General features: G+C 65.6%; 13 protein-coding genes. 8 read left to right on the top strand and 5 right to left on the bottom strand.

The features are described from left to right. The 4 genes from VFW69_RS03920 to VFW69_RS03905 form a co-directional block, all read right to left on the bottom strand. Positions 1 to 375 (bottom strand): DUF222 domain-containing protein (locus VFW69_RS03920; RefSeq protein ID WP_526498368.1); only part of this gene is annotated, 375 nt, incomplete at its 3' end. Positions 376 to 618: 243 nt separating this feature from the next. Then, positions 619 to 1,362, bottom strand: a complete 744-nt coding sequence (locus VFW69_RS03915; protein ID WP_526498366.1) for a methyltransferase domain-containing protein — start codon at positions 1,360 to 1,362, stop codon at positions 619 to 621. 82 nt (positions 1,363 to 1,444) lie between these two features. Continuing rightward, positions 1,445 to 3,061 carry an FAD-dependent oxidoreductase gene (locus VFW69_RS03910; RefSeq protein WP_526498364.1) on the bottom strand — a complete coding sequence of 539 codons (1,617 nt, stop codon included), beginning with the start codon at positions 3,059 to 3,061 and terminating at the stop codon, positions 1,445 to 1,447. A 14-nt stretch (positions 3,062 to 3,075) separates the two neighbouring features. After that, positions 3,076 to 3,753 (bottom strand): IclR family transcriptional regulator, encoded by a 678-nt coding sequence (locus tag VFW69_RS03905; RefSeq protein WP_526498362.1) that lies wholly within the window; start codon positions 3,751 to 3,753, stop codon positions 3,076 to 3,078. A 127-nt stretch (positions 3,754 to 3,880) separates the two neighbouring features. Between VFW69_RS03905 and VFW69_RS03900 the strand changes: the two genes are divergently transcribed. Genes VFW69_RS03900 through VFW69_RS03865 form a run of 8 tightly spaced genes read left to right on the top strand, consistent with a single transcriptional unit; the run spans position 3,881 to position 13,037 of the window. Further along, positions 3,881 to 4,744: an alpha/beta fold hydrolase gene (locus VFW69_RS03900; protein WP_526498360.1), complete on the top strand. Its 864-nt coding sequence runs from the start codon at positions 3,881 to 3,883 to the stop codon at positions 4,742 to 4,744. Beyond that, positions 4,744 to 6,468, top strand: a complete 1,725-nt coding sequence (locus tag VFW69_RS03895) for a bifunctional 3-(3-hydroxy-phenyl)propionate/3-hydroxycinnamic acid hydroxylase (RefSeq protein ID WP_526498358.1) — start codon at positions 4,744 to 4,746, stop codon at positions 6,466 to 6,468. Before VFW69_RS03900 ends, VFW69_RS03895 begins: the two co-directional genes overlap by 1 nt. Then, a complete protein-coding gene (locus tag VFW69_RS03890; protein WP_526498356.1) occupies positions 6,416 to 7,333 on the top strand; it encodes a 3-carboxyethylcatechol 2,3-dioxygenase in 918 nt (305 codons plus the stop codon). Before VFW69_RS03895 ends, VFW69_RS03890 begins: the two co-directional genes overlap by 53 nt. Positions 7,334 to 7,341: 8 nt before the next feature. Beyond that, positions 7,342 to 9,069: an FAD-dependent oxidoreductase gene (locus tag VFW69_RS03885; RefSeq protein WP_526498376.1), complete on the top strand. Its 1,728-nt coding sequence runs from the start codon at positions 7,342 to 7,344 to the stop codon at positions 9,067 to 9,069. 2 nt (positions 9,070 to 9,071) lie between these two features. Beyond that, complete coding sequence (locus tag VFW69_RS03880; protein ID WP_526498354.1) at positions 9,072 to 10,373, top strand: LLM class flavin-dependent oxidoreductase; 1,302 nt, start codon at positions 9,072 to 9,074, stop codon at positions 10,371 to 10,373. A 41-nt stretch (positions 10,374 to 10,414) separates the two neighbouring features. Beyond that, the gene (locus VFW69_RS03875) at positions 10,415 to 11,242 is read left to right on the top strand and encodes a coniferyl-alcohol dehydrogenase (RefSeq protein WP_526498352.1); all 828 of its coding nucleotides are present in this window, start codon (positions 10,415 to 10,417) and stop codon (positions 11,240 to 11,242) included. Next, positions 11,230 to 12,222, top strand: coding sequence for a cyclase family protein (locus tag VFW69_RS03870; protein ID WP_526498350.1), 993 nt, complete (start codon positions 11,230 to 11,232; stop codon positions 12,220 to 12,222). Before VFW69_RS03875 ends, VFW69_RS03870 begins: the two co-directional genes overlap by 13 nt. After that, complete coding sequence (locus VFW69_RS03865; RefSeq protein WP_526498348.1) at positions 12,219 to 13,037, top strand: alpha/beta fold hydrolase; 819 nt, start codon at positions 12,219 to 12,221, stop codon at positions 13,035 to 13,037. Before VFW69_RS03870 ends, VFW69_RS03865 begins: the two co-directional genes overlap by 4 nt. A 3-nt stretch (positions 13,038 to 13,040) precedes the next feature. Here VFW69_RS03865 and VFW69_RS03860 read toward each other — a convergent pair whose 3' ends face one another. Next, complete coding sequence (locus VFW69_RS03860; RefSeq protein WP_526498346.1) at positions 13,041 to 14,567, bottom strand: multicopper oxidase family protein; 1,527 nt, start codon at positions 14,565 to 14,567, stop codon at positions 13,041 to 13,043. Positions 14,568 to 14,787 lie beyond the last annotated feature (220 nt).

Genomic DNA, 14,787 nt, shown 5'->3' with positions numbered 1-14,787 from the left:
GCGCGCCAGCTGCGCGTAGTGCTCATCGGACCCCTCGCCGGCCCGCGCCGCGATGATGCCGACCTGATCGGCCGACAGCCGGCCCTCTCGCATGCCTTGGGCGCAGCGTGGGAACTCCTCGAGCCGGCTCGCGACGGTGGTGATCGTGTGGGCGTTCGTTGACGAGCAGCCGATCTTCCAGGCCACCAACGCCGGCACCGACCGCGCGCCGGTGACACCGCAGAGCTCGTCGCGATCGATCTCGGCCACGATCTCGACGATGCGCCCATCAATCGCATTGCGCTGACCGGTCAACTCCGCCAGCTCCTCGAACAACACCTCAAGACGCTCGCCAGGACTCACCACCACGGCGCCAGCCGATGCGCTCGAAGACATGACAACATCATCGCAGCCACCTACGACAAAACCGGGCCGCCCACACGTGTCGCGGTCGCGCCCAAGGCGCCGGATGTGGGTGCTGCGGCGAGCGTTCCGTCCGGCATGAGGCGATTCCCATTTGCGCTATCACCGGCGTTATCGCGAAGCAAACTCGCCTGATGGTCGCGCAGCCGCGCGAGGTCCCGGCACGGCCTGGTCGAAAGATGGTGGGATTTAAGAGGATCGATTCGAAGCTGTGTGTTAACCGCAATCGCTGATCAGTAGGCGATAGCCGACGTCCAGTTGTTGTTGTTCAAGCAGATCGGCGTGTCGTTGCTGCCATCGTCCGGAGTGCAGGTCTGCTGCGAGCCGGGCCAAACCCTCGGCCAGCGAGCTCTCATCTGCGTACGCCAACATGGAGATACCGGCGCGGACGGTGGCGTCAAGATAGGCCTCGGGGCGGCGCCAAAAGGCGGCGCCGAATCCGTCGGTGCAGTCATGCGGTACGGGCACCGTGTGCACCTGCGCCCCTCCCAGCATCTCAACAAGTCTCGCGATCGGCACATAAAGCTCTTCGTTGATCTGAGCGACGTCGGGCAGGTATTCACGAAGCAACCAGAACTTCTGAATCACCCATTGATCCCACGTCAACACGACTATCCGGTGGCGCACGACGCGGCGTAATTCGTCGATTCCGGCCGCGAGGTCCTCCCAGTGGTGCACGGTCAGCATCGCCATCGCGGCGTCAACGCACTTGTCGCGCAGTGGCAAGGCCTCTGCCACGGCCTGGACACAGGGCGCTGCTCCCACGGGACGCTGGGCGATCATCACCGTGCTGGGCTCGATCGCGGCGACGGTCTGGGCTGGTTCGTAGGAACCCGTGCCTGCCCCGACGTTGACGACGGTGCCCATCGTGGCGAGCGCGGCATGCACTTGCGAAGCGATCCGCGGATCGGCTCGACGAGTGCTGCGATAGGTGGCACCGATCCAGTCGTAGGCGACCATCAACCCAGGATGACGCAGGGTGCACCGGTTGCGCCAGCAAGGCTGACGGCAAATCACCCGGCGCCCACGGCGCCCGCCCCGACTATTTCAGGTCGACCGACTTCCCGGTGGCGGCCGCGTGACCCGCACGATAACCGAAAACCATTGCCGGGCCCAGGGTTCCGCCGGCGCCACCGTACGCGCGTCCGGTCACGCCGCCCATCGCATTGCCCGCAGCGAACAGACCCGGTATCGGCTCGCCGCCGACATGCAGAACGCGGGCATCGTGATCGGTGCGCGGTCCACCCTTGGTTCCCATCGCACCGATGCTCACCGGCACCGCGTAGAACGGGGCGGTGTCGATCGGGCCCAGCGTCTTACCGGCCGGTGTGGTCGCGGTGTCATCGCCCCAGTAGCCGTCGTAGGCGCTAGAGCCGCGGCCGAAGTCGGGGTCCGCGCCGGTGGCCACATGACGGTTCCAGCTCTCGACCGTGTGGGTCAGACCGTCGGCGTCGATGCCGGTCTTGGCGGCCAACTCGACGAGGTCTGCCGACTCGCAGAACCAGTCCGGGACGGGTTGCCCAGGTTCGATACCAAGAAATCCATAGCGCTGCAGGTGAATCGAATCGAACACCATCCACCCGCGATCGTTGACGTAGCCGCCGCGAGGATCCAGGTAATGGAAGGCACCGGCCATCGAGTTGTAATCGCACGCCTCGTTGACGAAGCGCCGGCCGGCCGAGTTGACGATGATGCTGCGAGGCCGCGTTCTTTCCAGCCGCACGCTGCGGCTGCGCGGCTTGCCCTCGATCGTGTCGCCGGGTATTTGCACGATCGGCACCCACCACGCTTCACCCATGTTGGCCAGGTCGGCCCCGTGCTCCATCGCCATGCGCAAACCGTCGCCGGTGTTGTTGGGTGGAGAGACCGCGCCGTGCATGGGGCCGCGTAGAAAGGCTTGTGTCAGCGTTGGATCCCACTCGAAGCCGCCTGTGCTCAAGATGACCCCGTGCCGGGCGCGAACACTGACCATCCGATCCGGCAGCGCCACGCGCACCCCGGTGATCTCTCCGTCTTCGACGGTGAGTCCTTCGGCGCGCGCATTGGTGTGCGGGGTCACCCCGGCATCCAGCAGGCCCTTGAGGAGCCCCGCGATCAGCGCGGTGCCGGCGACGCACAGATGGCTGGTTCGTTCGTCGATCGCCGCGTGCAGGCGCGCCCTGGTCTCGGCATCGAAACCGACGTTGGACCAGTCGGCCGGGAAAGACGTGATCTGCGTTGCCCATTCGTCGAGTTGGGCCAGGTCGAAGGGGGCCGCGCTCAGCGACCTGCCCCCCGCCGGCCGCCCGCCCGGTAACTCGGGGCGGTAGTCGGGGAAGCCGGTCGCAATCTCGAACTGAAGACCGCTGTGTGCCTCGATGAAATCGAGCATCGCCGGCCCGGTGCGCACGAACGTTTCGACCAACTCGTCGTCCATCGATCCGAGCGACTGGGCGCGTAGATACTGCAACGCGTCGGCGGGCGTCAATTCGCCGTCGGGGGAACGGTTATGGGCGGGGATCCACACGATGCCGCCAGACACGGCGGTGGTCCCGCCGACGGTCGGGGCCTTTTCGTAGACCTCCACCGAGGCGCCCGCGACGGCCGCGGTCAGCGCGGCGGTGAGGCCGGCGCCGCCACTGCCGAGCACGACGACGTCGACTTCGTGGTCCCATGACATGGACTGCTATCCCTTCAGCTCAGTAGCTCCGACAACTGCTTGGCGGCCTTGACCACCGCATCTTTCCCGCGCATCACCACGTCTTCTCGGTGTGAGATGAGGTTGATGCACGTTGGCGGCGACGGCACCGGGCGGCGCACCCCCACGGCCAGACCATAGGTATTCGGTTCGATTTCGCCGTAGGTCGTCACCCAACCGCGTTCACGCGCCCGGGAAACCAGCTCCCGTTCGCCGGGGCGCGGTGGCATGCACGCGAGCAAGGCGATGCCGGCGGCGCCGCGGTCCAGCGGGTATCGGCTGCCTTCGTGAAAGGAAAGCTGGTAGGCGACATGGCTGGGCACGATCACCGCGATCGCCACCTGCTGGTCGCCCTCGGCGATGAGCAGCGACACCGTCGTGCCGAGCTCGTCGGCCAGGGCGCGCAGCGTCGGCAGGCTCAGTTGGCGCACATTGCGATCGAAGGAAGCACCGAGCACGGCCAGGCCCGCCGCCGGCCGGTAGCGGCCGTCCTCTCCCTTGGCCACCAGACGGAACTCGGCCAACGTCGTCAGCAATCGATAGGCGATGGTGCGATGCACGCCCACCTGATCGGCGAGCTGTTGCACCGTCAGTCCGCCGGGGGAGTCCGCCACCATCTGTAGCGCGGTCAGACCCCTGGCCAGGGTCTGCGAACCGGTACCGGACCCCTTCACAGCCTTGACAGACCTTCTCGCGAGAGCGAAGCTCTATATTTAACGCACATTAGTGTGCGATATTAGCACACAACGTAGGCCGAAAACGAGAACGAGATTTCCCCCGATCTGGAGGCCGGACAGCACCGTGGCGGAGTTCGAGAGCATCTGGAGCGATCTCCAGGGCGTCGCGTTTGAGCAGGGCTACCTCGATGCCGGAGGAATACGGACCCGCTACCTACGCGCCGGCCATCCCGGCAAGCCCGTACTAATGCTGCTGCACGGATCCGGCGGCCACGCCGAGGCCTACGTGCGCAACCTCGGCGCGCACGCCGAGCATTTCTGGACGTGGTCGATCGACATGCTGGGCCACGGGTACACCGACAAGCCGGGGCATCCGCTGGAAGTCGCCCACTACGTCGAGCATCTGATGGCGGTGCTGCGCACCATCGGTGCGGATCGCGCCTACCTCAGCGGCGAATCGCTCGGGGGCTGGGTGGCTGCGCGCACCGCGGTCGACCATCCGGATGTGGTTGAGCAACTGGTGCTCAACACCGCCGGCGGATCTCAGGCCGATCCCGTGGTGATGCAACGGATCATCACCCTGTCCATGGCAGCCGCCGAGGACCCGACCTGGGAAACGGTGCAAGCGCGCATCAAATGGCTGATGGCCGACAAGTCCAAGGCTTACGACGATCTGGTTGCCAGCCGTCAACGGGTATATCGACAACCGGGATTCGTCTCCGCAATGAGCGACATCATGGCGTTGCAGGATCCGGAGATTCGCGCACGCAACATCCTCGGCCCCGACGAATACGGATCGATCATCGCTCCGACGCTCGTGCTGTGGACCAGTGACGATCCGACCGCCGACGTGGCGGAGGGTCGCCGGATGGCGTCGATGATTCCGGGTGCGCGCTTCGAGGTGATGCCCGGTTGCGGCCATTGGCCGCAGTACGAGGACGCTAAGACCTTTAACCAGTTGCACCTCGACTTTCTGCTGGGTCGGTAATGATTGCACCGGGGCAGGAGGTTCCTGACATCGACACCGACGTCCTCGTGGTGGGCGCGGGCCCGGTCGGTTTGACCATCGCCAACATCCTTGGCCTGCAGGGTATCCGCACGGTGGTGGTCGACGAGCGGGACACCCTCATCGACTATCCCCGCGGGGTGGGCCTGGATGACGAGGCGCTGCGGACCTTCCAATCGATCGGGCTCGCCGACCGGGTGCTGCCGCACACCGTGCCCAATCAGATTCTGCGGTTCGTCGATGCCAAGCGCCGAGTGCTTGCCGAGATGGCCCCGCCGGACGCGCGTTTCGGTTGGCCGAAGCGAAATGGCTTCGTACAACCGCTCGTCGACGCCGAATTGCTCGCCGGCCTGGACCGATTCGAACATGTTCAGGTGCGGTGGGGCCGTCCGATGACGGCATGCCAGGAAAGCGCCGACGGGGTGACCGTCGAGCTCGGTGGCGGCGCCGACAACGACGGCGACGCCTCACGTGTGCGGGCGCGCTATGTCGTCGGGTGCGACGGCGGCCGCAGCATGACACGCCGGGTGATGGGTGTGTCGTTTGATGGAACGACGTCGTCGACACGGTGGCTGGTGGTCGACATCGCCAACGACCCGCTCGGGCACCCGAACAGCGAGGTCGGCGCCGACCCCGAACGCCCTTACGCCTCGATCTCGATCGCCCACGGAATTCGCCGCTTCGAGTTCATGATTCACGCCGACGAGACCGATGAGCAGGCCGAAGATCCCGCGTTTCTGACGCAGATGCTGGCCAGGATGGTGCCCCACCCCGACCGGGTCGACGTGATCCGGCGCCGGGTCTACACCCACCACTCGCGGATCGCCGGCGCGTTCCGCCAGGGCCGGCTGCTGCTCGCCGGGGACGCCGCCCACCTGATGCCGGTGTGGCAGGGGCAGGGGTACAACAGCGGGATCCGCGATGCGGCGAACCTGGGCTGGAAGCTCGCGGCGGTGGTGAGCGGCCGGGCCGACGACAAGCTGCTGGACACCTATGACGTGGAGCGCCGCAAGCACGCCCGCGCGATGATCGATCTGTCCACCATGGTGGGCCGGGTGATCTCACCGACCAACCGCCGCGTGGCGACCGCGCGGGATCTCCTGGTGCGGTCGGCGTCAATTGTGCCGTCGCTCAAGCGTTATGTGCTGGAAATGCGGTTCAAGCCGATGCCCCGCTACGAGCACGGGGCCGTCGTACACGCCGAGCCCGAGCGTACCGATTCGCCGGTGGGCACGCTGTTCGTCCAGCCGCGCGTCGACACCCGGGAGCAGCAGGACGTGTTGCTCGACGACGTGCTCGGTTCGTGGTTCGCCGTGGTGTGCTGGAACAACAACCCGCGCAAAATTCTCGGTGATGTGGCGTTCGCAGACTGGAAAGCGTTGGGCGCCCGATTCTTTGCGCTGCGACCCGCGACCCAGCTGCACTGGACCGGACACGACGACCCCGATGTCGTGGTGGTGGGCGACCGGCACGGTGACCTCAAGTCCTGGTTCGACGCTCACTCGGACTCGGTGCTGTTCCTGCGCCCCGACCGATGCATCGCGGGTGCCTGCATCGCTCAGCGCGCGCCCGACATGAGTACCGCGCTCCTTGACGCACTCACACTCACGCCGCGAGGGGGTGATTTGCAAAGTGGCAATGGCTCTGTGCTGTATGTCGCACAGCCCGCTCCTGAATCTTCCGGGGCCATCGCGGGACCTGCTTGACGACATCGAAGGCGCAATCGACGAAGCGCGAAGCTTCGTCGAAGAGTATGACCCCGAACTGGTGGTCAGTTTCTCCCCGGATCACTACAACGGCTTCTTCTATAAGGTGATGCCGCCCTTTTGCATTGGCACCAGTGCCTGCGGAGTGGGCGACTACGACACCCACGCCGGCCCGCTGAACGTACCGGAGGCGCTTGCGACCGACTGCGCTAAGGCGGTCCTCGACGCGGGCGTCGACATCGCGGTATCGGCCAGCATGGACGTGGACCACGGCACCGTCCAGCCGCTTGAAAAGCTCTTCGACGATGCCACCGCGCGTCCTGTGATACCGATCTTCGTCAACGCCATCGGCGTGCCGCTGGGTCCGATGCATCGCTGCCGTGCGCTCGGCGCCGCCGTCGGCAATTACCTGGCCACCCTGGACAAGCGAGTTCTCATTCTGGGATCCGGAGGGCTCTCGCACAGCCCGCCGGTGCCGACCCTGGCGACCGCGCCTGCGCAGGTGCTGGAGCGGATCGTGCATGGCCGGCCGATGACCTCCGAGCAGCGGCAGGCCCGGCAAGCCGCCGTCATCGATGCGGCCAGACACTTCGCCGCCGGCGAGAGTGACCTGCAGGCACTCAACCCGACGTGGGACCACCGATTCCTGGAGATCATCGACGGAGGGTGGCTGAGCGAACTCGACGGGTGGTCGAATTCGTTTGTCGCCCATGAGGGCGGCAGTTCCGCGCAGGAGATCCGCACATGGGTAGCGGCGTTCGGGGCGCTGGAATCAGCGGGCCCCTATGAAATTACCGGTCGTTTCTACAAACCCGCACCCGAACTGATCGCCGGTTTCGCCATCAGAACGGCACTTCCGAAGTGACGGCCGCACTGGACGGTTTCGATCACCTTGTCGACGTGCTCATCGTAGGATCCGGCGGTGGTGGCATGACGGCCGCGCTGACGGCGCAGGCCGCCGGGCTTGACGCATTGGTGATCGAAAAGTCGTCCCACTTCGGGGGTTCCACCGCTTTGTCCGGTGGCGGCATCTGGGTGCCCGGGGCCCCCGCCCAGCGGCGGGAGGGGTATGTGCCCGCGCCCGAAGCCGTCGTGGGCTACCTCAAGCAGATCACCGACGGATTGGTCAGCGAGGCACGGCTGCGGCAGTACGTCGAGACCGCGCCACAAATGCTGCAGTTCTTGGAGCAGCTGTCCGGATGGTTCGAATTCGTCTGGAAGCCCGGCTATGCCGACTACTACCCCGAGTTGCCCGGCGGCTCGGAACTCGGCAGCACGATCAACGTGCCCGCCATCGACCTGCGGAAGTTGGGCGCCGACGAGCAAAAGCTGTTGCAGCCGCTGGCCCTGGCCCCCAAGGGAATCTGGTTGGGGCCCAAGGACCTGCGCACGTTCTACCGGATTAGGCAGTCGTGGGCGGGCAAAGGCATGCTGCTGAAGCTGATTGGGCGAATGGTCCGGGCGAGGGTGTTCGGTGAGCGGATGGCGGCCATCGGACAGTCGCTGGCGGCCCGACTCCGGCTGGCGCTGAGAGAACGCGGCATCCCGCTCTGGCTGGACTCGCCGATGGTGCAGCTGCTCACCGACTCCGACGGATCGGTTACCGGCGCGCTGGTGGAACGCGAGGGCAAGTCGCAGCGGATCGGTGCGCGCCTGGGCGTCATCCTGGCATCGGGAGGATTCGACCACGACCTCGCCTGGCGCAAAGAACTTCTGCCCGAGGTGAACCAGGATTGGAGCTTCGGCAATCCCGCGGCCATGGGCGACGGCATCCGGGCCGGTCAAAACCTCGGCGCCGCGACGGAACTGCTCGACGAGGCCTGGTGGTTCCCGGCGATCCAGTGGCCGGACGGCCGCATGCAGTTCATGCTCAACGAGCGGATGATGCCGGCGCAGTTCATCGTCAACGGTGCGGGCAAGCGCTTCATCAACGAGGCGGCCCCCTACATGGACTTCGGTCACGCCATGATCGAGGGCCAGAGGTCCGGCATGAGCCACATCCCGTGCTGGCTGATCACCGACCACAGATCGTTCACCCGATACGTCGTCGGGGGGCACCTGCCGATACCCAAGATCCCGGGTGCACCGGTCCCCACCGGCCGCAAGATCCCACCGGCGTGGCTGGAGTCGGGTGTGGTCAAAGCGGCCACGACGTGGGACGAAATGGCGGCTGAGATCGGCGTGCCCGCACAACAGCTTGCCGAAACCGCCAGCCGCTTCAACGAACTCGCCCGCCAGGGCCACGACGACGATTTCAACCGCGGGGACAGCGTGTACGACAACTACTACGGCGACCACACCTTGCCCAACCCGAACCTGTATCCGCTTGGTGATCCGCCGTACTACGCCTTCCGGATCGTGCTCGGGGACCTCGGCACGTCGGGCGGCCTGCTGACCGACGAATACGCCCGCGTGCTGCGAACCGATGGCACCGTGCTGCCCGGGCTCTACGCGGTGGGCAACACCTCCGCGCCGGTGATGGGCCGCAGCTACGCCGGTGCCGGGGCGACCATCGGCCCAGCCATGACTTTCGGCTATGTCGCGGCGAAACACGTTGCGGCCCAGGCAGCCAACCGAGCCATTAATACTCATAGGAGGTAACGATGAAAATCTCACTGTTCTACGAATTCGCCCTGCCGCGGCCCTGGGCGCCCGATGACGAACATGTCTTGTTGCAGGACTGTCTCAACGAGGTCGAGGCCGCGGACACAGCGGGTTTCTCCACCGTGTGGTTGACCGAGCACCACTTCCTCGAGGAGTACTGCCACTCGACGGCACCGGAGATCTTCTTGGCGGCGGCCAGCCAGCGGACCAAGAACATTCGGCTGGGATTCGGCATCATGCACCTGCCGCCGGCGGTCAATCACCCCGCCCGGGTAGCCGAGCGCATCGCCACCCTCGACCTCGTTTCCAACGGCCGCGTCGAATTCGGCACCGGGGAATCGTCATCGGTCGGCGAACTCGGCGGATTCAACATCGATCCCGCCGACAAGCGGGCGCAGTGGGAAGAGGCCCTCGAGGTCTCGATCCGCTGCATGATCGAGGAGCCGTTCACCGGCTTCAACGGTGAACACGTCCAGATGCCGGCGCGCAACGTCGTTCCCAAGCCGCTGCAAAAGCCGCACCCGCCGGTCTGGGTCGCCTGCACGCGGCCGGCCAGCGTGCAGATGGCGGCCCAAAAGGCGATCGGCGCCCTGAGTTTCGCCTACACGGGTCCCGGTCCGCTGACCGAGCGGGTCAACGGCTACTACAAGGAGTTCGAGGAGAACGGCGTCCCGGTCACTCCCCGGATCAACCCCAACATCCTCGCCATCGGCGGTGACCTGTCCATGATGGTGGCCAAAACGGATGAGCAGGCCCTGCAGCGGCTCGGGCAGGGCGGCGGGTTCTTCTCGTTCGGAATCATGCACTACTACATGACGGGAGTGCACACGCCGGGGCGGACCGGAGTGTGGCAGCGGTATCTCGAAGAGGTGGAAAAGGATCCGACACTGGCGTATGGGCCCGGTCGGGGCGCGATCGGCTCTCCGGCCACGGTGCGCGAGTTCCTGCGCGGCTATGAAGAGAGCGGGGTCGACGAGATCATCTTGCTGCTCAACCCGCGCAGCCACGAGGGCACCATGGAATCCATCGAGCTGATGGGCAAGGAGGTGCTCCCCGAATTCATCGAGCGGGACGCAAAGGCCGTGGCGGAAAAGACGAAGCGGCTGGAGCCGGTCATCGAGAAGGTGGAGGCGCGTCGGCCGAAATCGACCGCACCGCAATTCGACGAGGATTACTCGTTTGGTGGACTCCCGACTGGTCGTGGCGGTAAGTTCACCGCCAGCGAGATCCCCGAGGCCATGGCGGAGATCAACGAAGGTCGCGTTCAGGCGGCGCAGCGCGCAAAGGAACAGCAAAAGTAGTGCCGGACGGCATCTGAGTCGGGAGAATTTCGAGGCGAGCCTTGGGAGAAATCGACGAGCTGTGGCGCTACGACGGCCGCCGTGCGGTGGTGACCGGATGTGCCTCCGGCATCGGCGAACACGTGGTAGCGCAGCTCACCGAGCTCGGGGCCGAAGTCATCGGGTTGGACAAACGGCGGCCGGATTTCGCGATCGACGAGTTTCATGAGGTCGACCTGGCCGATCAGACATCGATCGAGTCGGCGATCGCGGCGGTAACGGGACAAATCGATGCGCTGTTCAATGTCGCGGGCGTGTCGTCCGGGATCGGCGATCCGCCACTCGTTGTGACCATCAATTTCCTGGGGATGCGCCACGCCACCGAGGCGCTGATTCCGAAGATGGTCGCGGGGTCGTCCATTGTCAGCGTGTCATCGCTCGCGGCGGCCGCGTATCGGGAGCATCTGCGGGACGTGGCGCCGCTGCTGCGTACCGCGACGATGCGGGAGGGTATCGACTGGTGCGCTGGGCATCCCGATGCGCTCGGCACCGGCTATCAGTTGTCGAAGGAAGCGATCATCCTGTACGCCATGCGCAGCGCCACGCCGCTGGGCGCGCGGGGAATCCGCATCAACTGCACCGGTCCCGGGGTCACCGAGACGCCGATCCTGGACCAGTTGCGCGCGGCGTACGGACAGGACTTCCTCGACGACATTCCTAAGCCGCTGGGCCGCGTTTCCGGCCCCGCCGAGCAGGCTTCGGCCCTGCTCTTTCTGAATAGCCGTGCCGCTAGCTATATTTCGGGCCAGGTGTTATGGGTCGACGGCGGGAACGTGGGCGCCGCAATCGCGCGTGAACTCGAGGAAGGGCGTGCTCCGTGGCCAGTATGACCGACTTTCGGCGGGCCGCTCGCGACGTCAGTAACTGGGGCCGTTGGGGTGATGACGACGAGCTCGGCACGTTGAATTTCATCACCGAGGACAAGGTCGCCCAGGCCGCGAGTCTGGTCCGGCACGGGAGAGTGTTTCCCCTCGGCGTGGACTTCGGCTCGTCGGGACCGCAGGGCGCCTTCGGTTTTCGGCATAATCCGATCCACGTGATGACGGTGGACGGCGGCGATGTGAACACCCTTGCCAGGTACGGGCCCGACTGGCCGAGTAACCCGGTGGCGCAGCAGCTGAGCGGCTACATGACCGCAGACAACCCGTTCCGCTTCAACGACGACATCATCATCATGCCGTTGCAGGCGGCCAGCCAGTGGGACGCGTTGTCCCACGTCTATTACGACGGCCACCTCTACAACGGCTTCCCGGCCGATTCGGTGACCAGTTTGGGGGCATACCGCTGCGGCATCGACAAGGTCGACGGCAAGGGCATCACGTCACGGGGCGTGCTACTGGACCTGGTTCGTCACCGGAACGCGGACGTCTTCTTGGAAGCCGGAAACCCGATCTCGCCGGAAGAGCTGGATGACGTGGTGCGCGCGCAGGGGGTGACGATCGGCCGGGGCGACATCGTGCTTATTCGGACCGGCTGGTGGGCAAGGTTTCTCATGACCGGCAACAAGACAGAAGGCTATTCCGGGTTGGACTGGCGATGTGCCCAGTGGCTGCACGACCACGAGATCGCCGCCGTCGCGGCCGACAATCTCCAAGTCGAAGACCTGGTCTCGGGCGTCGAGGGGCTTACCTTTCCCTTGCATCTGCTCTGCCTGCGCGACATGGGTCTGATGTTCGGTGAGTACTGGGATCTCACCGCGCTGGCCGACGACTGCGCTGCCGACGGCGTCTACGAGTTTCAGCTCGTCGCCCCGCCGCTGAGAGTCGTTGGGGCAGTGGGCTCACCGGTGAACCCGATCGCGATCAAATGATGCAGCGTAAAACCATCTCGGTTGACGGGCTCACCACCAGCTATCTGGAAGCCGGCGAAGGCGACCCGGTGGTGTTGCTGCACGGTGGGGAGTTCGGTGCCGGCGCCGAGCTCGGCTGGGAACACAACTTCGCCGCGCTTGCCGCGCGTTACCGGGTCCTGGCGCCTGATCAGCTGGGGTTCGGGGAGTCCGCCAAGGTCATTGACTTCGTCGATGGCCGTGGCATGCGGATTCGGCACGTGGCGCGCTTTTGCGAACTGCTCGGTGTCGACTCGGCGCACTTCGTCGGCAATTCGATGGGAGCCATCAATCTGCTCACCGACGCCACGTCGGGCACACCGCTGCTACCAGTGCGCAGCCTGGTGATCATCTGCGGCGGCGGGGAGATACAGCAGAACGAGCATTTCGAGGCGCTGCAGAACTATGACGCGACGCTGCCGGCGATGCGCCGCATCGTCGAAGCGCTGTTCTTCGACTCCGGCTATCCCGCCGACGACGACTACGTGCGCCGCCGCCACGAGTCGAGCACCGCGCCGGGGGCATGGGAGGCGATCGCCGCTGCCAGGTTCCGCCGCCCCGGCGCCACGCCGTCCGCGACCCCGTCGACCACACGAGCCTACGAACGCATCGGCGTGCCAACGCTTGTCGTCGAAGGGGGAGACGACAAGCTCCTTCCGGCCGGCTGGGCCGTCGAGATCGCCAAGCAGATCGACGGGGCCCGTTCGGTTGTGGTCGACACGGCCGGACACTGCCCCCAGATTGAGCAGCCCTCGGTGGTCAACCAGCTGCTGATAGATTTTTTGGGCGCAGCCTGAACGTCAGAAGACGTAGTCCAGGCGGGTCATCATTCCTGCTACCTGGTGATAGATGTTGTGGCAGTGCATCACCCAGGTGCCGGGATTGTCGGCAACAAGAACGGCAACAAGCTTCTGCTTCGGCAGCACCATTACGGTGTCCTTGCGCGCGCCCGGGCTGCCGTCGGCCCTGATCACCTGGAACGTGTGCCCGTGCAGGTGAATTGGGTGATACATCATCGTGGTGTTGTCGAACGTGATAATGGGCCGTTGGCCTTGGTGGACGTGCAGAGGATTGGTCTTGCCGTAGGGCGCATCGTTGATCGTCCAGTTGTATTGCATCATGTTGCCGCCCAGCAGCACCGGCAGGTTGAGGTTGGGATCGGGCCGTCCTAGGTTGACCGGTGTTGTGGCCGTGAACATCTCGACGGTGCCCACCCGCTTGGTGAGCTCGCCCGGCTGGAATTGCGGGTCTGGTCCGCTGCCGGCGGCCGTGGAGAGCAATGCGCGCGCCAAGCCGTTCTTGCCCTCGGCGACCGCGACCAGAGGAAAGACGCCATCCGCGGCGGTCACGATGACGTCGTAGCGTTCGGCCATCCCGATGAGCAGCGCATCGACTTGTGTGGGGACCACGGGATAGCCGTCGGTGTGAGTCACCGTCATCGCATGGCCGGCGAGCGCGACCCGGAAGGTGGTGTCGGCGGCGGTGTTGATGAAGCGGATGCGGATGCGCTGGCCGGGCTTGGCATTAAACGCCATGGGAGAAGCGGAGATTCGGCCATTGATCAGATAGTACGGGTAGGCGATGTCGCCGGCGTCGCCGCCGAGGAGATCGCTGGTACCGACGCCCGCCGCCGAGGGCGGCGATGCTGGGCTCGTCGAGGTGCTAGGGCTGGTCGACGTCGTCTCGGTCGTCGTCGGTGTGGTCGACGTCGTCGTTTCGGGCGTGGTCTGCGGGGATTTGTTCGGGTTGCTCAGTTCGCTGTAGAGCTGCTGAGGACTCTTTCCGACGCCATCGGTCCAATCATCAAGGACGACGATCCATTCGGCGTCGTAGTTGCCCTCGGTCGGGTCGTCGACGATGACCGGGAGATAGAGACCGGTGTCGGCGTCCAGGCCGGTGTGCGGGTGTGCCCAGTAGGTACCCGAATTCGGTACGGAGAACCGGTAGGTGAAGTCGTGGCCGGGTGAAATGTCGGGTGTGGCCGGCTCGGCGCCGTCCATGTCGTTGCGCAGGGAGATACCGTGCCAATGCACCGACGTCGGATGATCGAGCCCGTTCGACACCGTGACCACGACCTCGTCACCGATGCTGGCGCGGATCACCGGGCCCGGGATGCTGTTGCCGTAGGCCAGCGTGCGAACGATCGGCCCGCCAATGTCGACCTGGGCCTGCTGGGGCGTCAGCTTGGCGGTGACGGTGCGGCCACGATGCGGACGGGCGGCCTCGGCTTCGGCGATGGCCGCGGCCATTCGGGCACTGCCCGACCGCTCCGTCTTCGGTTGGCTGCATGCTGTCAGCGCCAACCCACCGGCGATGCCGGCAGCCATGAAACCGCGCCTGGTGAGCCGAGTTCTGTCGAAGGGAACGCCACTAGTGGGTTGCACGGCAATCGGTGCTCCTCGTCTTTTGCTCAACCCAACGTTCTCCTGCTTGGATGCTAGGCGGAGCGCAACCGCCCACGCTAGGCCTCCCGAGCATCGCGCGCCGCATGCGCGCATCCAGACCGGGGCCTGGATGACGTCAATGTCGCTGTGCGCAAACGTATGT

The organism is Mycobacterium sp. (assembly GCF_036273375.1).
In the GTDB taxonomy this organism is placed as follows: domain Bacteria; phylum Actinomycetota; class Actinomycetes; order Mycobacteriales; family Mycobacteriaceae; genus Mycobacterium.
The sequence above is the reverse complement of the archived record's forward strand: the minus strand, read 5'-3'. Positions and strand labels throughout refer to the sequence as shown.